General features: G+C 38.7%; 17 protein-coding genes. 8 read left to right on the top strand and 9 right to left on the bottom strand.

Features of this window, described 5'->3' with window-relative positions; translation table 11 throughout:
• Positions 1–343 precede the first annotated feature (343 nt).
• Positions 344–631, bottom strand: coding sequence for a hypothetical protein (locus tag GSQ84_RS22265; protein ID WP_158799577.1), 288 nt, complete (start codon positions 629–631; stop codon positions 344–346).
• A gap of 678 nt (positions 632–1,309) precedes the next feature.
• Complete coding sequence (locus GSQ84_RS22260; protein WP_158799576.1) at positions 1,310–2,146, bottom strand: aminotransferase class IV; 837 nt, start codon at positions 2,144–2,146, stop codon at positions 1,310–1,312.
• 96 nt (positions 2,147–2,242) lie between these two features.
• Here GSQ84_RS22260 and GSQ84_RS22255 point away from each other — a divergent pair, with 96 nt between their 5' ends.
• The 8 genes from GSQ84_RS22255 (at position 2,243) to GSQ84_RS22220 (ending at position 9,437) form a co-directional block, all read left to right on the top strand.
• Positions 2,243–3,340: an MBL fold metallo-hydrolase gene (locus GSQ84_RS22255; protein ID WP_158799575.1), complete on the top strand. Its 1,098-nt coding sequence runs from the start codon at positions 2,243–2,245 to the stop codon at positions 3,338–3,340.
• Between the two features lie 42 nt (positions 3,341–3,382).
• Positions 3,383–3,715 (top strand): hypothetical protein, encoded by a 333-nt coding sequence (locus tag GSQ84_RS22250; protein ID WP_158799574.1) that lies wholly within the window; start codon positions 3,383–3,385, stop codon positions 3,713–3,715.
• On the top strand, positions 3,706–4,509 hold the full coding sequence (locus GSQ84_RS22245) for a hypothetical protein (protein ID WP_158799573.1): 804 nt from the start codon (positions 3,706–3,708) through the stop codon (positions 4,507–4,509). Before GSQ84_RS22250 ends, GSQ84_RS22245 begins: the two co-directional genes overlap by 10 nt.
• A gap of 21 nt (positions 4,510–4,530) precedes the next feature.
• Positions 4,531–5,463 (top strand): tRNA (adenosine(37)-N6)-dimethylallyltransferase MiaA, encoded by a 933-nt coding sequence (gene miaA, locus GSQ84_RS22240; protein ID WP_158799572.1) that lies wholly within the window; start codon positions 4,531–4,533, stop codon positions 5,461–5,463.
• Positions 5,464–5,858: 395 nt separating this feature from the next.
• A complete protein-coding gene (locus tag GSQ84_RS22235) occupies positions 5,859–6,398 on the top strand; it encodes a hypothetical protein (protein ID WP_158799571.1) in 540 nt (179 codons plus the stop codon).
• 178 nt (positions 6,399–6,576) lie between these two features.
• The gene (locus GSQ84_RS22230; RefSeq protein ID WP_158799570.1) at positions 6,577–7,098 is read left to right on the top strand and encodes a DUF3347 domain-containing protein; all 522 of its coding nucleotides are present in this window, start codon (positions 6,577–6,579) and stop codon (positions 7,096–7,098) included.
• Between the two features lie 117 nt (positions 7,099–7,215).
• Entirely contained in the window at positions 7,216–8,502 is a 1,287-nt protein-coding gene (locus GSQ84_RS22225; RefSeq protein WP_158799569.1) for a citrate synthase, read from the top strand.
• A gap of 140 nt (positions 8,503–8,642) precedes the next feature.
• Positions 8,643–9,437, top strand: a complete 795-nt coding sequence (locus GSQ84_RS22220; protein WP_158799568.1) for a TerC family protein — start codon at positions 8,643–8,645, stop codon at positions 9,435–9,437.
• Positions 9,438–9,501: 64 nt separating this feature from the next.
• Here the strand turns inward: GSQ84_RS22220 and GSQ84_RS22215 are convergent, their stop codons facing one another.
• The 7 genes from GSQ84_RS22215 to GSQ84_RS22185 form a co-directional block, all read right to left on the bottom strand.
• Complete coding sequence (locus GSQ84_RS22215) at positions 9,502–10,272, bottom strand: GLPGLI family protein (RefSeq protein ID WP_158799567.1); 771 nt, start codon at positions 10,270–10,272, stop codon at positions 9,502–9,504.
• A gap of 84 nt (positions 10,273–10,356) precedes the next feature.
• Entirely contained in the window at positions 10,357–13,158 is a 2,802-nt protein-coding gene (locus tag GSQ84_RS22210; protein ID WP_158799566.1) for a TonB-dependent receptor, read from the bottom strand.
• A gap of 236 nt (positions 13,159–13,394) precedes the next feature.
• Positions 13,395–13,565 (bottom strand): Arc family DNA-binding protein, encoded by a 171-nt coding sequence (locus GSQ84_RS22205; protein WP_158799565.1) that lies wholly within the window; start codon positions 13,563–13,565, stop codon positions 13,395–13,397.
• A 3-nt stretch (positions 13,566–13,568) separates the two neighbouring features.
• Positions 13,569–14,423 (bottom strand): SPFH domain-containing protein, encoded by an 855-nt coding sequence (locus tag GSQ84_RS22200; RefSeq protein WP_158799564.1) that lies wholly within the window; start codon positions 14,421–14,423, stop codon positions 13,569–13,571.
• Between the two features lie 200 nt (positions 14,424–14,623).
• A complete protein-coding gene (locus GSQ84_RS22195) occupies positions 14,624–15,769 on the bottom strand; it encodes a DUF3667 domain-containing protein (RefSeq protein ID WP_158799563.1) in 1,146 nt (381 codons plus the stop codon).
• A 6-nt stretch (positions 15,770–15,775) separates the two neighbouring features.
• Positions 15,776–17,041 carry a NupC/NupG family nucleoside CNT transporter gene (locus GSQ84_RS22190; protein ID WP_158799562.1) on the bottom strand — a complete coding sequence of 422 codons (1,266 nt, stop codon included), beginning with the start codon at positions 17,039–17,041 and terminating at the stop codon, positions 15,776–15,778.
• Positions 17,042–17,110: 69 nt separating this feature from the next.
• Positions 17,111–17,728 carry a bifunctional nuclease family protein gene (locus GSQ84_RS22185; RefSeq protein ID WP_158799561.1) on the bottom strand — a complete coding sequence of 206 codons (618 nt, stop codon included), beginning with the start codon at positions 17,726–17,728 and terminating at the stop codon, positions 17,111–17,113.
• Positions 17,729–17,759 lie beyond the last annotated feature (31 nt).

The raw sequence follows: 17,759 nt of genomic DNA, 5'->3' as shown, positions 1-17,759 counted from the left end.
TGGAGGGTTTTGGGGTTGAGGAACTCCAGTGGTTAAGGCGGCTACAATATAACTTTCCATATTAGGTGTAAAAAAATTAATAGGATTAGTTCCAGTAAAAACTGCGTATATGCTACAAAGAACTGATCCGGTAAGACAAGTAGGGGTCGCAGGAGAATAAATATAACTTGTTGCAAGTTCGGGGTCATCTCCGGGTATAAATGTATACCATCTTCTTTTAAGACCTGGCATAATGAAGATTCTTTTTCTAAAAAAAAGAAATAAAAACTTTAAGTTTAACCTACTCTATCCAAGGTTTTCGGTTTCGCCTTTCTCTATTTTAACATACTTAAGTCTTTTGCTATCAGGATTTCCCGTAGACATATATGGTATGTATCAAAACACCTGTTGGTTGTGCTAATCCAGTAGAAAAAAGATTAGAAATATAATTTTGCATGTTTGCTGAAAATGTTGCACCGCCAGGGATATTAATTCCTGGTGAAATATCAGGTATATAAATACCATATACTGCACATAATGAAGAACCATTTCTACAGCTTGGTGCAGCAGGGGAATATATATAACTGCTTGGTGAACTTGTACTTCCACCAATATAGTTAAACCATCTTCTGTAATGTGGAACTGCTGGCATGGTAAAGATTCTTTTCTACATCAAAAAGAACCAAAAACTTTAATTTCTACTTACTCTGTTTAAGGTTTTCGGTAATCCCTTTCTATTATATCATAAATAATCGATGAATTTATTGGAGTAGTGATGGAACTTTAACAAGTTCCGCCATATGCGTATGGCTTTTGTCCTAATCCGTTTGGCTGTGCAACCCCCGAAAATAATACATTAGCTATATAACTTTGTAAGTTTGATGAAATTACGGACGGACCGACAGAAGTATATATTGCGTATATAGCACATAAGGTAAAACCGTTAACGCATCTTGGTTTAGATGGCCTATAGATATAACTCGAAGGATTATCTACAGGTCCAAATCCATTATAGCAAAACGATCTTCTTTTTGGTGTAGCTGGCATAATGAAGATTCTTTTAAAAAAGAAACAAAAATTTAAGTTGCACCTACTCTTTTCAAGGTTTTCGGTAATTCCTTGTATACCATTAATCGGGTGATATCTATGATTAAATTCTATTTGGAATTGGGTATATTTTAAAAGAGGAATTGATCGATTTTAGAATTATATCATGATACTAATTTACAAGAATGAGATTTAGATTTATAGGGTCAAGCGTATCAATATTCAAGTAATGAAAGCGCTTACTTGTATAAGTTTGTTTTAAAAAAATATAAATGGAAAATATTTAAAGTTCTTGGCGGACTCTTTCTAGTAACTGGGAAGAAAGATGCGCACTAGTTTTTCCGGCTTTGCCGTCTCCTACAGACTTGCCATCAACTTTCAATACCGGCGATATATGTTTGGTTGTGCTGGTAATGAAAGCCTCTTTTGCATTTCGTAATTCATCCAAAGTAAAGTCGCGTTCAGTGATCTTCAGTCCCGTATTTTCAAGCTTAAAGATATTTTTACGAATCACGCCACTTAATACATTTGTTTTAGCTGTAACCACTTCATCATCTTTGGTGACGATAAAGAAGTTCGCTCTTGGTACTTCCTTAACAGATCCGTTATTGTGATATAGTACATCATCAGAGTTACTCTCTTTGATATACGGCTGCAGCCAGATCGCCATGGAATAATCCAGGGTTTTCATTTCTGAAAGCTGGCGTTGATAGGGGTAAGTAACTACACTTATCCCAGCTGGATTAAAGTCAAGCGAAAGGTGTAACGGGTTTTGTGTTATAATCAGATTAGGCGATTCCGGCAGGGTATAACCGTCTGAAGAGTACCCTCCAGTTAAAGTAATCTTGATCCCAGAATCAGGAATTTGGTTTCTTTCACGCATTTCTGTTAGAATATTTTCTAACTCTATAGGCGTTTGAATCACCTTTAAGTGCATACTGGCAGCCGAATGGTAAAAACGCTCCAGATGATCCTGTAAAAAGATAGGTTTCCCATTGATCGTTTTAAAAAAATCAAATATGCCATAACCTCTATGTATAGACAGATCTGAGACCAGGATAGATGCCTGAGCTTCTTCTACAAACGTATCGTTGATATAAACAAATTTCTTCGCGACCATAATTTTTCGTTGGATGATACAATAATAATAAAAATCATGCCGATATACGTTCATTTCTTATCTTAGCGGCTGCTTTAAGCACATAAATATTTAACTATGTATATTTCCCTGATCCTGATAGTTGCTTTTATTTTATTGGTACTGATCATATTAAAATTGCCCGTTTTTGGTCGTTTGCCTGAAGGTGCAAGGTTAGCAAGAATCAATGCTATTCCCTATGTAGCAGATGGTACCTTTCAAAACTTATCACACACACCAATGAGTCCAGAAGGAGTATCGATGTTTATGATCTTGAAGAAGGTGATAAAAGGCAATCCAAATAAAAGGCCTCCGCGTGCTTTACCCTTTATCAAACCTGATTTAACTTCTGGGTCGGGCACCAAACTAACCTGGTTTGGACACTCTTCCTACCTCTTGCAAATAGATAAACTGAAAATACTGGTAGATCCTGTGTTTAGCAAAACTACTTCTCCATTCTCCTTTATTGGAAACAAAAGTTATGATGGAACTGACTTTGTACATGCTGAAGATTTTTCTGAGATTGATATTGTAGTGATCACCCATGATCATTATGACCATATGGATTACGAGACTATACTCAAAATAAAAAATAAGGTGAAACACTTTGTGACATCCCTGGGCGCAGGTTCACATTTGGAACGCTGGGGTATTTCCACAGATCAGATCACGGAACTGGCATGGGGTGAACAGGCCGCTTTATTCGGGCTTAATTTCACTGCTACATCGGGAAGACATTTTACTGGCAGGCAGTTTAAGCGTAACCATACTTTATGGTCGTCTTTTGTACTGGAAACTCCTCAGCATAAATTATTTTTAGGTGGCGACTCAGGTTATGATACCCATTTTAAAACCATAGGTGATCAATATGGTCCTTTCGATCTGGCGATACTGGAATGCGGACAGTACAATGAATACTGGCCTTATATCCATATGTTCCCGGAAGATACCGTAAAAGCAGCCAAAGATTTGCAGGCAAAAGTATTGCTGCCGGTACACTGGGCAAAATTCTCTTTGTCAATACACGACTGGGATGAATCTATCTTAAGGGTAACCAAAAGTGCAGAGGAGCAGGGGCAGGCGATCACTACACCTTTGTTAGGAGAAACAATCAACATCGGTGAAAATTATCCTGACACAAAATGGTGGTTAAATGTGGCAGAAGCTAAACAATAGATTTCTATAACTGTTATAAAGATAGAAACAAAAACAAATTGTATGAAAACGGATCTCATAGAAATATTCCAAACCATCAGGGCAGCATTGCAGCCTTATACTACATTGGGTTTTACCTGCAGGATCAATAGTGAAGAAAAATATGATCTTTGGTCGGATAAGAATATAGAAGTAGATGGTGAAAAACGTACAGAAACATTTTTTGCCAGTCTGGTGATTGAAGATGGTCATGTAACTTTTAGCTTATTGCCCGAAGGTCTGGCAGAGTATGAACGTCCAATGATCATGACTGAACTTGACGATCTGACCCTTAATTTAATCGAGGATAAAGTAGCTGCAGGGTATAAGATATTTAAAGAGCAGGAGTGGGTATAACCATTGGCTCCTGGAAGCAAAAACTGGTAGAAAGATTAGATGAGCGCGGGATAGAAACAGTTTTATTTCCTTCCGGGGCTTTTCTTTTATTAAAGATCCCGGGATTTGATCAGCTGGTGCTGCATTTAATTCCTATGGTAAATGACTTCAACGCCGAAGAACTCATCGGATTACAATTGGAATATCGCTTAAATGGGATTCAGCTGATCCAGCTTTGGGAAGATATCTGGCTAAACAGACCCGAACAGGTGTTGAGCCGAATCTTTGGACTGCTTGGCAAAAACAAAAAGATTCACGGACGAAAAACCGTTATTTCGACGGTTACGCAAACAGAAGCAGATTATTTTTTTGATTTGTACCATCTGCAGGGATCTGCAAAATCCAGGAACAGGTATGCGTTATCTGTAGATGATAACATTGTCGCGATGGCCACCTTTAGCGCCAAAAGAAAAATGACCCGTAAAAGAGAAGGTTATACTTCCGTGGAGCTGATCCGTTTTGCGACTGCTGATGGCATTACTGTTCAGGGAGGATTGAGCAAGCTGATCAAACACCTGATCAGGACAGTTCTTCCGGATGATGTAATGACTTACGCCGACCTCGATTGGTCATACGGTAAAGGATATGCGAAATTAGGTTTTGAATTAAAAGAACAAACCCCTCCACTGGAGATCTGCCTGGATAAAGAACATCACATTCGTCATTTCCCACACCGGTTACCAGATCATATTCCGGCAGAAAATTATATCAGGATATTTAATACAGGAAACCTGAAATACATCTTATACTTGTAGTCTCAATATTTTTACGCTTCGATGGATACACATCCTTTATTAATTATTCTTGGCCCAACAGCTTCCGGCAAGACCAAACTGGCGGTGAACATGGCTGATGTATTGGGTGGAGAGATCATCAGTGCGGATAGCCGGCAGGTATACCGCGATATGGATATTGGTACAGGAAAGGATCTTTTGGAGTATCACTTGAATGGTCATGATATTCCTTATCATCTGATCAATATCAGGGAAGCCGGAGGTACTTATAATGTAAATGCTTTTAAGGAGGATTTTTATGAGGTGCTGGGACAATTAAAAATAAAACAGAAACTGCCCATACTTTGCGGTGGAACAGGAATGTATATTCATAGTTTATTACAGAACCATCAGTATACGGCTATCCCCGTTAATGAAACGCTGAGAGCTGAACTGCCTTTACATGACATACAGGCCTTAAGAGATCACTTAGCGGTTTACCCGTTATCAATGACCGCCCAAGCAGATCTTTCATCTGCCAAACGACTGATAAGGGCAATTGAAATTGCCGACTACCTGCAACACCATTCCTTCACTGAAGCAGTTTTTCCTGAATTAGATCCTCTGATCATTGGTTTAGCCGGTAGTGTAGAATCGCGAAGGGAAAGGATTCTCAAACGTTTAGAGGAACGGTTTGAAGAAGGGTTAATCGATGAAGTAGCAGGACTAATTCGTAGTGGTGTAGACCCTGAAGTACTCAGATTTTATGGTTTGGAATACAAATTCGTTACAGATTACCTGCAAAACAGGCTCAATTTTGAAGACTTAAAAGAACAATTATACATCGCTATACGGCAATTCGCCAAAAGGCAAATGACCTTTTTCAGAAAAATGGAAAAAGATGGCGTAAAAATAACCTGGTTAGATACGGACCTCGGAGCTTGCTCATTGAAGGCCGCCGCGCTGGAATCGTACCATGAGAAATTCGGCCACTAATTACCTGTTTATTAGGTGATAGCTATTGCTAAATCCTATTTTCATTCTTTTTAATATTTGCTTTCATTTCAGGTTTTGTCTTAACGCAGGAGGAAATCTCTTTGGTTTGGATTTGCAAAATCTTACCGAAATCTGAAATATCGGTTTCCACTATGGCATGCAATTTGTAAATGGTGTCATAACAGAGCGATTCTGGATTTAAATAGAGATAAACAAGCTTTAATAGGTGCTGAGTGATATTTAAAACAGGTGAATTAAATCATTAAGGCATTTATTGAATTTAAAAACAAAAAAATGAAGCTGTATCTATTGATACAAGCTTTGTAACAAAATCAAAAGTTATAAAACCTGCATCATCGATGCAAGCTTCATAGCAATTAAAAAAATCTAAAACGATGAAAAAATCTACTAAAATTTTTGCTTCGGCAGTAGCTGCTGTAGCAATGTTCTTTACAACAACTGCAAGTGCACAAAAAATTGGTATTGGAGCTAACGTAGGTATACCTACAGGTGATGGTTATAGTTTTGCAGCTGGTATTGATGCCCGTATACAATTTGATGTAACAAAACAATTGTCTATTCCGGTAGCAACTGGTTACAACCGAAACTTCGCCAATAATGACGTGAACTTTAGATACGGTAACAATACTCCTGACTACGCTTATATTCCATTAAAAACAGGTTTGAAATATTTCTTTTCAACAACTGGTTCAGGAACTTATATTATGGGTGAAGCAGGTGCCGCATTTGGTGTATCTACTGATTCAAAAACTACGTTCATGTATGCACCAACTATCGGTTATTCATGGAGTAATGGTTTAGATTTAGGTCTTAAATATGAAAATACTGGAAAAGGTGATGCTTATCGTTATGTAGATGATAAAAATCACACAGGACAGATTGCTTTACGTATCGCTTACGGATTTAAAATATAATCTATAATAGAATCAGATTCTCTTCCGGGAATCTTTTTAAGGCAGCTTCGGTATTTATCGGAGCTGCTTTTTTTGTAAACAATACAATTGCCATATTAAGATCATAAGCATTGTTATTATCTTGTTTTTACCCTGTAATTTAGAATTAAAATAGTATTTTGAGCAAAAAAAGAAATTGATGAAGAAGTATATAGGTATAGCGATTATCTCCATTTTTATGGCCTGTAGCGGCTCTGCTAAAAAGGGGGCTGCTATAACTGTCAGCCCGACGGGTAAGGTTAATGAAGTGCAGCTCGCTGATCCAAAAATTGATAGTATATATAAAGGATATCTGGGTTTGAAGAATTCGCTGGTGGCCAGCAATGCTGCTGCCGCACAACAAACGGCAAAAGACCTGTCTGGTTCCCTTAAAAACTTTGCCGGCTGTGAGAATACAGCACTGATTGCTGATAAAATTGCCGGTACTGAAGATATAGTAGTACAGCGGAAAGAGTTTACCGCATTGAGTTCTGATGTGATCGCTTTGTTTAAACATGTAGACCTGAAAAAGGGAAATATCTATGTGCAGCATTGTCCGATGGCGAACAATGGGGACGGGGGCGACTGGCTTTCTTCACAACGCATGATCCGTAATCCCTATTACGGAGATAAGATGCTGGGATGCGGCGGAGTGGTAGAAGTGATCAGCCCAAAAAAGTAAAGTTAATCGTTACTCAATGATGACCAGCGCGTAACAATAATTTAACAGCTTTGTTAGGGTGGTTTGTAAACTATTTGCTTGAGAATAGTTATTTTTGTTATTTATAAATTATAATATATGTCAGATATTGCAGAAATTAAGATTGATGGTAAAGTATACGAATTTCCCATTATAACTGGTACCGAAGGAGAAAGAGCTATTGATATTTCGAAACTGAGGGATTTAACCGGTCATATCACGTTAGATTTCGGGTACAAAAACACAGGATCTACTAAAAGTGCAATTACCTTTTTAGACGGTGAAAAGGGTATCTTAAAATATAGAGGTTATCCCATTGAGGAACTGGCAGAAAAATCCAGCTTCCTTGAGGTCGCATTTCTGCTGATCTATGGAGATCTGCCTAAAGGTACACAGCTGGAAGATTTCCAGGCTCAGGTAACCAAACATACACTGATCCACGAGGACATGAAGAAGTTCCTGGATGGTTATCCTTCCAAGTCCCATCCTATGGCACAGCTGTCTTCACTGGTTTGCTCTTTGTCTACTTTTTATCCTGAATCGTTAGATGCCAATTCTTCACCGGAAACGATGAACCGCGAAATGATCAAGTTGTTCGCAAAATTCCCTACCATCGTTTCTTTCATCTATAAAAAATCTTTAGGCCATCCGCTGATCTATCCTAAAAACAAGTTCGATTACGTGAGTAATTACCTGAACATGACCTTTGGTCAGCGTACAGAAGAAATTGAAATTGATCCGGTTGTGGTTAAAGCAATGAACACTTTGCTGATCCTGCACGCTGATCATGAGCAGAACTGTTCTGCTTCGACAGTGAGAATGGTAGGCTCGTCGGACTGTAATATCTATGCTTCAGTTTCTGCCGGTATCGATGCTTTATGGGGCCCGCTGCATGGCGGTGCTAACCAGGCGGTGATCGAAATGCTGGAACGTATTAAAGAAGATGGTGGTGATACAGAAAAATGGATCAACAAGGCCAAAGATAAAAATGATCCTTTCCGTATGATGGGATTTGGACACCGTGTGTACAAAAACTTCGACCCGCGTGCCAAGATCATTAAAAAAGCCTGTGATGATATCCTGGAGAAATTAGGTATCAACGATCCCGTTTTGGAGATTGCCAAAAAACTGGAAGAAGCAGCCTTAAGTGATCCTTATTTTGTAGAACGTAAGTTATATCCAAACGTAGATTTCTATTCCGGTATTATCTACCGTGCTTTAGGTTTCCCTACAGATATGTTTACGGTATTGTTCGCCCTGGGCCGTTTACCGGGATGGATTGCACAATGGAAAGAAATGCACGAAAACAAAGAACCAATTGGTCGTCCGCGTCAGATCTATGTTGGCCATACCAACAGGACTTTTGTTGAACCAGAGAACAGATAATAAATTTACCAGATATATGATCATCCCGGCAGCCAACCAGCTTGCCGGGATTTTTTTTAACCCTATTTTAATTTGAAAGCGTTTCTTAATCATCTTTCTTAAATTATTGTTTAAATTAGTAGCCAAACGAATTATTATTAATGGATTTTTTACACACTATTCTTGGGCCCGATATTAAAGCGGGATTGCTGATTATTTTAAATTTAATTGTAATTGAAAGCTTATTGTCAGTAGACAATGCAGCAGTGTTGGCTACGATGGTGATGGACTTACCTAAGGTTCAACGAAGTAAGGCTTTGAAATACGGGATTATTGGTGCTTATATTTTCAGGGGTATCTGTCTTTTACTGGCTTCATGGCTGGTGAAGATCTGGTTCCTTAAACCACTGGGAGGTTTATACCTGATGTACCTGGCATTTGACTATTTCAGAAAGAAAAACTCTGCAGGAGATGCTGAAGAAGAGTCTGTAGACAAAAGTAAAAGCTGGATCTATAAGTCTACCGTAGGATTGATTGGTACTTTCTGGGCCACCGTTGCTTTAGTAGAAGTAATGGACCTGGCCTTTTCTATCGATAATGTTTTTGCCGCTGTAGCTTTTACCGACCATATCTGGTTAATTTATATCGGGGTGTTTATCGGTATCCTGGCCATGCGTTTTGTTGCACAGGCTTTTGTAGGTTTAATGGAGAAATTCACGTTCCTGGAAACTGTCGCTTTTATTGTGATCGGTGTATTGGGAATTAAACTGACCGCATCGCTGTTTACACATTTCTCGCCAGATTCAACGATAGCGCATATCGTAGAAGGTGAGAAAACAGATTTGTTCGTCTCTGTTTTTACTGTAGCAGTTTTTATTCTGCCGGTATTGAGTTCATTGTTGTTCAATTACCCGAAAAAACAGATCGTAGATCATGCTAAGGATGACACGATTTAAAAATTAATATTTGTAAACAAAAAGCCCTGTGATTCAATTCACAGGGCTTTTTGTTTACAAATATTTATATTTGAAACGCTTTCAGATAGGATTTGGCATATTCACCCCATTGTTTAAGTGCCGATTTTAACGTTGCCATAAAAGTGATGTCATTAACAGCTTTTCCCTTGGTAGGAGGAGCGATGACTACTTTGTCCATTGTTTTGTCTTTGACAGATTTTGCAAACCAACTGATGTTTTCATGCGGTAGCGCCAGACCGAGGATCATACCTGGAAGCCCCGTAAATGATTCAGGCCCCCCTGACACGGGAATTTGATCAGCATAAAATGCTACTACGTATATCGAGTCAAGAATCAACGCATTTGCCCGTCTGCAACTATATCCTGCGATTTCCCGTGTTTCGTTCGTGATTTTCCAATTGATTACACGGGTACTGTCTTTAATGAGAAAAGTTTCTTCAAATACTTTTTTCTGTGTGGTCTGCTGGTGACTATCCACGTCTGTATAAATGGTGTTGATCTGATTTACTATAGGTTCATTGGATAAAAAGTTCTCTGCTGAATTGTCTTCTTCAGGTTTAAATAAGGTTTTGTTTTTACTAAAGAATAAGGTGCTTTTTGCCAATTTAAATTGAGGCTGTGTTTTTTTAAACTGCTCGAGGGCGGGAGTATAAAAAGCTGTATTCTCATTAGTGATCTTCTTCTCAATAATAGCATAAGAATTGACACTCTTTTCATATTCAATTTCTCCTTCTGTGACGAATCTGGTGTTCTGAGCAAATAGAAGAGAGCTGAGGCTTGTAAACAAGCAGGTGAGTAAAGTTAATTTCTTCATTGATTATATATTTTTTTAAAGGTGATGAAGTTTACATGAGCTTGCATTCATTTTTGATGTGAGCTCATGTAGTTTCCATCATAATTATTTTTTGCTTGGAGTAATCCCCATTTTACTAAAATCCCAGGAAATTGAAGCCATAAAGTATCTTCTTATGGTGGTGTATGTGTTTTGTGTAATTAAGTTGGCTGAGGCAGTTCTGCTAAAGCCTACATTTTGATTTAAGAGATCGTTAGCAGAAAGCGTGAATTTCAATCCTTCTGATTTCGTGAACTTCTTGCTCACGCTGGCATTCCAGATCACCCTGTTAAAAGTGGTATTAAAAGACTGTGTTTTACCCCTGTATTCATAGTCAGCATCTGATCTGATCTCAAATTTTAACGGTAAATAAAAAGCCATTCCACCATTAGCCTTAATACCCCATCCATTGTCATTAATGCCCTGTTGAATTGATGATTCGTTAGTGGTATAGGTAGGGCCACCTTGTGCATAAAACTCATACTTCTTTTCCAACCATTTTGAAAAACTAATGCCTCCATTGTAGGTAGCAGCCTGGTTTTTATTGAGCACACCATTTGCATAATTGTAGGAAGTATTGCTATTGACAGAGAATTGAAACCCGGCATTAATATCTATACCTGGAATCTTTTGACCTGCGGAAGCATATAAATAGAGTCCACTTGCTTTTTTTGTGGTTAGGTTTACCGATTGAAAAGTACTTTTACCCGCAGAATCAGTTACCGTATTGCTCACGATTGGATTAGTAGTGACATTATAATTTCCGTAAAAATATAAATTTCTGGAAGACAGGATTTTGTAAGAACTATATTCCAAACCTACTGAATGTTTAAAGGAAGGTCTTAAATCCGGATTACCTAAGGTTATATTTAATGGATCGGTATTGTTGAGCAAAGGCTGTATCTGGCTAATTTGAGGCTGAATTGTTGTTCCGTCATATTCAACAGAAATTGATGATTGTTTAGCCAGTTTGTATTTATAATTTAATTTTGGATTCCAATTGACAAAATTCCTTTTAAAATTGGTGTTGTTATACAGGTTAGTCTGATCGAAACTTACATCGGTGACCTTTGTTCCAAAATTGAAGGTACTTTTGTTGTCTTTGAAATTCATAAATGCGCCACCCTGGTTTGCAGTTTGATCAAATTGATAGTTAGTGCTATATAAAGAGTCCAGTTGCGTGTAGGCGCCTCCCAGTCCCTGATTAAAGGACTCCGTATTGGTACTGCTGTTGTTGATCTCTAATCCGTAATTTAGTATCACGGAAAGTGTTTTACTCAATGGTTCTGTGTAGGCAAGATTAGATTTAAAATCGCTGATTTTCTTTAAACTTGTTTTATACTGATTGATTGTCTGGCTACTGTCTTTAACCCCAGTACCATTAAAATAGTCAATGTTGGATTTTACATATCCTTTGCTGTCACTATTGGTAGCAGATTCACTCAAATCAAGTGAGATCGTGCGTCTTGGTTTTTTAAACTTTTTTGTCCACAAGGCTTTAGCATTAAATATCTTACCGTGATCATCATTGGTTACACTTCTGATACTGTTAGTGAGTGGGATAGCATTGTTTCTCAAGCTACCCGCAGTAAAATCACTGTTGCTATTTGTATTTCTTAATGTTCCGTCAAATGAGACTTTCAGATTTGAGGATGTGTCTATTTTCAATTGATAAGATCCGTCCATTTTTTGTCGGAGTATATCATTGTCAAATTTTTCATCGGAATTGGTATTGATAATTCCCGTCGATAGATTGTTTTGCGTAAGTGTATTTCTGTCTCCTTCTACCTTCAGGTAGCCTACTTTATAGTTTGCGTTAAGCGATTCTTTATCACTATTCCATTTTGTGTCATAATGCACACCGCCAGTTCTGGCCACCGGTAATCCCTGATTATTATAACGCCCGTCCCACGAATCAAGCCCGCTGCCATCACTTGAGCCTGAAATCATTATTCCACCATCATCCGTAGTCGTCACATTATCAGATCCTCCGCCATACTTACTGCCATCTTCCCATCCAAGTCCCGTTTTACCGTTATTTGCAATCGTACCATATACGGAGAACTTTTGTTTGTCTTTAAAGATGTTGAACATATCCTGGGTTTGATAGTAACTACCTGTTGCTCCGCCAGCATCCAATTTTCCAAAATATCCGCTCTTTTTACTATCTTTTAGTTTGATGTTAATCGTTTTAGTCTTTTTATCATCGTCAATTCCTGTAAAGGCTGCCTGGTCACTATTTTTATCATAAAGCTGTACTTTATCTACCATATCCGCCCGGATGTTTTTAGTAACCAGTGTAGGATCGTCTCCGAAAAACTCTTCGCCATCTAATAGTACCTTACTCACAGTTTTACCCTGTGCAGTAATCTTACCGTCTTTATCTACCTGTATGCCTGGCATCTGCTTGAGGAGATCTTCTACCTTGGCATTTGGCTGGACAACAAATGCCGAAGCATTAAATTCTGTGGTATCACCTTTAATTTTAACCGCAGCAGCTTTGGCTTTAATGATTACGTTGGCCAGCAGGGTAGCCTTTAAAGTCATTTTTAAAGTGCCCACATCAGCATTCGTTTTGGTACTGTCCAGACGAAAAGGTTCCACATAATCGGCATAACCTGGATACGTAACTAAAAGAAAAAATTTTCCTTTGGGCAGATTGCTGATGGCGAAAGTTCCGCTTTCATTGACCCGGGTAAAACGAACTAGTGTTGAATCTTTGCTGCGTAAAACGCTAACGGCGGTATTCTTCAGCCGTAGGTTGGAAACAGTATCTACAACTGATCCTTTGACCGTGTAAACATTTTGGGACCTGGCAGCAATGCTGAGTAAAAGTAGAAACACGATACTAAGGAGAGGTAACTTCATAGAGGCTAATTATAAGCCTAATATATAACTAACTATTTAGTAATAAAAATATTTTATTGTTATATTATGTTAATTTTTGTTATTTATAATCGAATATTCGCAGAAGGAGAGTCATTTTGACTGTTTGTTACTTCGATTTGCAAATATTGTAGATTTCGAGTAGATAAAATATAATATTTTACCAGTCCTAGGAGGGGACAGGAGATTTCTCCGGTTTTGAGACCGGAGAAATGAGATTATTTTTTTTCTTCAGGTTTGTTCTTTAGCCGCTTAGCTTGTTTAAGGCTATTGTTGAGCATCCATTCAATCTGGCCATTAACACTACGGAATTCATCAGCCGCCCACTTCTCTACCGCCTTCATCATCTCTGAATCAATTCTTAATGCAAATGATTTCTTTTCAGCCATCTTTTATTGATTTAAAGTACCCGTATTGATTACAGGTTTGGTTTCACTGTCACCACAAAGGACCACCATTAGATTGCTGACCATCGTTGCCTTTCTGTCTTCATCAAAGGTAATGATATCTTTATCAGCCAGCAGTTTTAATGCACTTTCTACCATACCTACTGCACCTTCTACAATTTTATGACGCGCAGCAACCACTGCTGATGCCTGTTGTCTCCTCAGCATAGAGTGTGCTATTTCCGGGGCATATGCTAAATAACCAATTCTTGATTCCACCACTTCAATTCCTGCGATCTCTAATCTTTCTGTCAGCTCTTTTTCCAGCGCGATATTGACATCATCGAAGTTTGTACTCAGCGTAATTGTTGCCGTTTCATCTTCAAAATGATCGTAAGGAAAGGAGCCTGCCAGCTTCCTCACTGCAGAATCGGTTTGGATCTGTATAAATGTGCTATAGCTATCTACTTCAAATGCACATTTAAATGTATCCTGAACCCGCCACACCAGGATCACACTGATCATGATCGGGTTTCCCATCTTATCATTCACCTTGATTTTTTCACTTTCAAAATTCCTTGCGCGTAAAGAATAAGTATACCGTGCATAAAAAGGGTTGATCCAGAATAGTCCATTGACTTTTACTGTGCCTTTATAATTTCCAAACAGCAGTAATACTTTTGAGCTGTTGGGACTGATAATGATTAATCCCTTGAGAATAAAGATCAGCACGGGTATCATGAGAATAATTAGAATAGGAGCCTGTGAGAATATACCAAATGCCAGTAAAGCAGCACCGATCAATAATAATGTAACAGCTAAATAGCCATTTACCGGATTAATAATTTTTTCTGACTTCATAAGAGTTAATATTTAAATGATATTAAATTGATATCATAAATATAGTCCTTTTTTTGAAAATAAGAAGAATAATTGATTTTTTTAAAGAGGATGGATGGCAGCTATTTGGTGAGTTAAACTCAGCCTGTCACGAGCAATTTGTTAGCTTGGAAAAAAAGGGCGTAATCGTTTCAAGAAATGGCTTAAGCTGAGAAAATTCATCAGCTTAAGCTCATCATATAAGTGATAATTTCGGTAAGCATCCACTGCGAGATAAAAAATGCCAGCGAATAAAATATCATGACCATGATGGTTTTACGGATCGTTACATTCCGGGAACGGTTATAAAATAACTTAAGGCCTTTATACAGATACCAGACAATTCCGGCAAACACGATAAAATCGATCAGGTCACTCATAAATGAGTCCAGTCCGAAAATATACTTTTCAATAGGTTTAGTAATGATGGAAACGATAAAATAAGCAGTCATTCCATGAATCGTAAAAACCAGGTGATCAATATAGTAGATCCTGTTTCTTCTGAAGTTGATCATGATGAACAAAGCCAGTAAAGGCATGAGGATAAAGAACTGTTTTGGCTCGTAATGTTTTACTTCTTCGTCAATCTGTTCTTTTGAAGTTTTATCACCGGATTTTTCGTTTTGATTTAGATTGAGGCTATAGGATTTCTTTTTCAGGTAGCGTACCATCCAGCCATCCTGCTGATCTGCCGGCAGTGTCTTCTGACGTGCCTGATAGGATTCATAAGTGCTGTCGAGATTAAAAACTAAGATCTTGTTGTATTCTTTGATCCTGTCGTCCAGCTCTTCTGATGGTTTGACCGCATTCAGTTTTTTTAGGGAATCGAGGTAGTGCTCTTTGGCGTGTATAGAAAGTTTTCTGAAATCTGTTAGCGGGGAAACCTTTTTGGCTACCTGTTTATTAATATCACGAACGGAAGGAACGGAATTGATATTGTAGTGAACAATTCCAATACTATCCAGTGCTTCTTTTTTTGCTTCGGCAATTTCATCTTGTTTGACTTTATCTTCATTTACCAGGGAACGTGGAACGATCAGGAAATAAATAATAGATACAAAAATGTATAAACTGATAGGATGAATATACCGCGCCCTTTTACCGGCAAGATAATCCAGCGTAACCTGTCCCGGTTTAGTGAGCAGGGGGATAAGCGTTTGCCAGAACTTAGCGTCAAAATGGAAATAATGACCAACACTGTGGCCGATAAAAGCCCAAAAGTTCTCTTTTAATTCCAAATTAGGCTGTCCGCACCGGCTGCAGTAGTGGTGCTCCACTTCATGTCCGCAATTCAGACAGTTTTTCTCTTTACGGTAATGTCCTGACATAAGCGTTTACATTAAAATACCAGCAATGGAAGCGGAAAGATAGGAGGCCAGTGTACCGCACATCAAAGCTTTTAAACCCAGTTTGGCCAGGTCAGCGCGACGTTCCGGAGCCAATTCCCCGATACCACCGATCTGCATCCCCACACTACTGAAGTTAGCAAAACCACAAATGGCTATACTGATAATCAGTACACCTTTTTCTGTCACTATCGGCACTGCCTTGGTGGTTAAGTTTTTAAAAGCCAGGAATTCGTTGACCGTTAGTTTTTGTCCCAGCAGGGTAGCTGCATTGCTAACATCTGCATCGGGAATACCCATCGACCAGGCAAAAGGATAAAACAATTTACCAAAGATCCAGTCGAGCGATAAATTGAAATTTGGATTGAACACATGTCCGATATGGATCAGCGTATAATCTACCAATGCGATCAACGCGATAAAACCAATTAGCATGGCGATTACGTTCATAGCAATTTTAAAACCTTCTCCAGCGCCATGCGAAATGGCATCGATCAGGTTGGTATATTCACTTTTTACTTCCAATCTTACTTTACCCATCGTTTGAGATACTTCCGTCTCAGGAAAGACGATCTTGGAAATGATCAATGCTCCGGGAGCAGCCATCAGACTAGCCATAATTAGCTTCGGAGCCAGGTTCATGCCTGCCTGTGCGCCCATATTGGCATATACAATGAGAATACCGCCTGCAATACAGGCTAAACTGCCCGTCATGGAGGCAAGCAGCTCACTTTTGGTCATTCCTTTTAAGTAAGGTTTGATCATCACTTGTGCTTCCACTTGTCCTACAAAAGCGCTGGCTACATTACTTAGGGCTTCCGCACCGCTTACCCGCATGATCACGTTCATGCCTTTGGCAATAACGGCAACAATACGCTGCATGATACCAAAATGATAAAAAATCGCCACCAGCACGCAAACCAGGATAATGGTAGCGGTAACGTTAAAAGCAAAAACAAAACCTTCAGGAGCGGAATAGTTATGTGGTTTTCCGTCATAACCCATAATGGCTACACCACCGTAAACAAAATCAACACCTTTTTTAGCAAATTGCTCTATTTTTTGCATTCCTTTACCTAGAAATTCAAAAAACTGCTGTACAAAAGCAACTCTAAGGATTAAAACGGCAATAGTAACCTGAAGCGTGAGTCCACTGGCAACTAACCTGTAATTTATTCTTTTCTTATTGTTAGAAAATAGAAAAGCAATACCCAGGATGAGAATAATGCCAATAATTCCGTGAAAGCGCTCCATAAAAATTGATCAGATGGTAAAATTTAGTTGTAATGGGATAAAGATGTGTATAAAAAATGCAAAAAGTAGCTATTTCGATGAATTTCTTTTACTGATTTCATCGCGGATGCGTGCTGCTTTTTCATAAGCTTCTTCTGCAATAGCTTCCTGTAATTTCTGATTCAATTCTTCTAGGCTTAAATTACCAAAACCTGTTCCGGGAATAGAAGTATCAATATCTTCCTGTCCCTGTTCTTTGCTTAGGTTATCCATGTTCTCCAGGAAAACGAAGTCGTTACCCTCAATCACGATGCCTGCAGAAGATAAGATGAATTCATAAGTATAAATGGAAGAGTTAAAGCGGACCGCTAGTGCGATGGCATCAGAGGTCCTGGCATCAATTTCCTGGGTAGTTTCCCCATCCGTGCAGATGAGTTTGGCAAAAAATACACCGTCTACCAGGTTATAGATCAGGATTTCCTTAATCTCTATGTGATAGGTTTGAGCAAATGTCTTGAACAGATCATGCGTCAATGGACGGCTGGGGGTCATTTTTTCAATCTCTATGGCAATTGCCTGAGCTTCAAACGCACCAATGATGATCGGCAAACGTCGTCTGCCGTTTACTTCTCCAAGTACCAGTGCATAAGCTCCGGACTGGGTCTGGCTATAAGATAAGCCAACAATATCGAGTTTTACTTTTTTCATATGTGGGAATACCGGGCGGAACGAATGGTGC

Source organism: Pedobacter sp. L105 (assembly GCF_009765875.1).
Lineage (GTDB): Bacteria > Bacteroidota > Bacteroidia > Sphingobacteriales > Sphingobacteriaceae > Pedobacter.
The sequence above is the reverse complement of the archived record's forward strand: the minus strand, read 5'-3'. Positions and strand labels throughout refer to the sequence as shown.

Excerpts from the sequence above, each read along its gene's own strand:
- GSQ84_RS22265 (WP_158799577.1), bottom strand. The coding sequence starts at position 631 with ATGCCAGCAGTTCCACATTACAGAAGATGGTTTAACTATATTGGTGGA.
- GSQ84_RS22260 (WP_158799576.1), bottom strand. The coding sequence starts at position 2,146 with ATGGTCGCGAAGAAATTTGTTTATATCAACGATACGTTTGTAGAAGAA.
- GSQ84_RS22255 (WP_158799575.1), top strand. The coding sequence starts at position 2,243 with ATGTATATTTCCCTGATCCTGATAGTTGCTTTTATTTTATTGGTACTG.
- GSQ84_RS22250 (WP_158799574.1), top strand. The coding sequence starts at position 3,383 with ATGAAAACGGATCTCATAGAAATATTCCAAACCATCAGGGCAGCATTG.
- miaA (WP_158799572.1), top strand. The coding sequence starts at position 4,531 with ATGGATACACATCCTTTATTAATTATTCTTGGCCCAACAGCTTCCGGC.
- GSQ84_RS22235 (WP_158799571.1), top strand. The coding sequence starts at position 5,859 with ATGAAAAAATCTACTAAAATTTTTGCTTCGGCAGTAGCTGCTGTAGCA.
- GSQ84_RS22230 (WP_158799570.1), top strand. The coding sequence starts at position 6,577 with ATGAAGAAGTATATAGGTATAGCGATTATCTCCATTTTTATGGCCTGT.
- GSQ84_RS22225 (WP_158799569.1), top strand. The coding sequence starts at position 7,216 with ATGTCAGATATTGCAGAAATTAAGATTGATGGTAAAGTATACGAATTT.
- GSQ84_RS22220 (WP_158799568.1), top strand. The coding sequence starts at position 8,643 with ATGGATTTTTTACACACTATTCTTGGGCCCGATATTAAAGCGGGATTG.
- GSQ84_RS22215 (WP_158799567.1), bottom strand. The coding sequence starts at position 10,272 with ATGAAGAAATTAACTTTACTCACCTGCTTGTTTACAAGCCTCAGCTCT.
- GSQ84_RS22210 (WP_158799566.1), bottom strand. The coding sequence starts at position 13,158 with ATGAAGTTACCTCTCCTTAGTATCGTGTTTCTACTTTTACTCAGCATT.
- GSQ84_RS22205 (WP_158799565.1), bottom strand. The coding sequence starts at position 13,565 with ATGGCTGAAAAGAAATCATTTGCATTAAGAATTGATTCAGAGATGATG.
- GSQ84_RS22200 (WP_158799564.1), bottom strand. The coding sequence starts at position 14,423 with ATGAAGTCAGAAAAAATTATTAATCCGGTAAATGGCTATTTAGCTGTT.
- GSQ84_RS22195 (WP_158799563.1), bottom strand. The coding sequence starts at position 15,769 with ATGTCAGGACATTACCGTAAAGAGAAAAACTGTCTGAATTGCGGACAT.
- GSQ84_RS22190 (WP_158799562.1), bottom strand. The coding sequence starts at position 17,041 with ATGGAGCGCTTTCACGGAATTATTGGCATTATTCTCATCCTGGGTATT.
- GSQ84_RS22185 (WP_158799561.1), bottom strand. The coding sequence starts at position 17,728 with ATGAAAAAAGTAAAACTCGATATTGTTGGCTTATCTTATAGCCAGACC.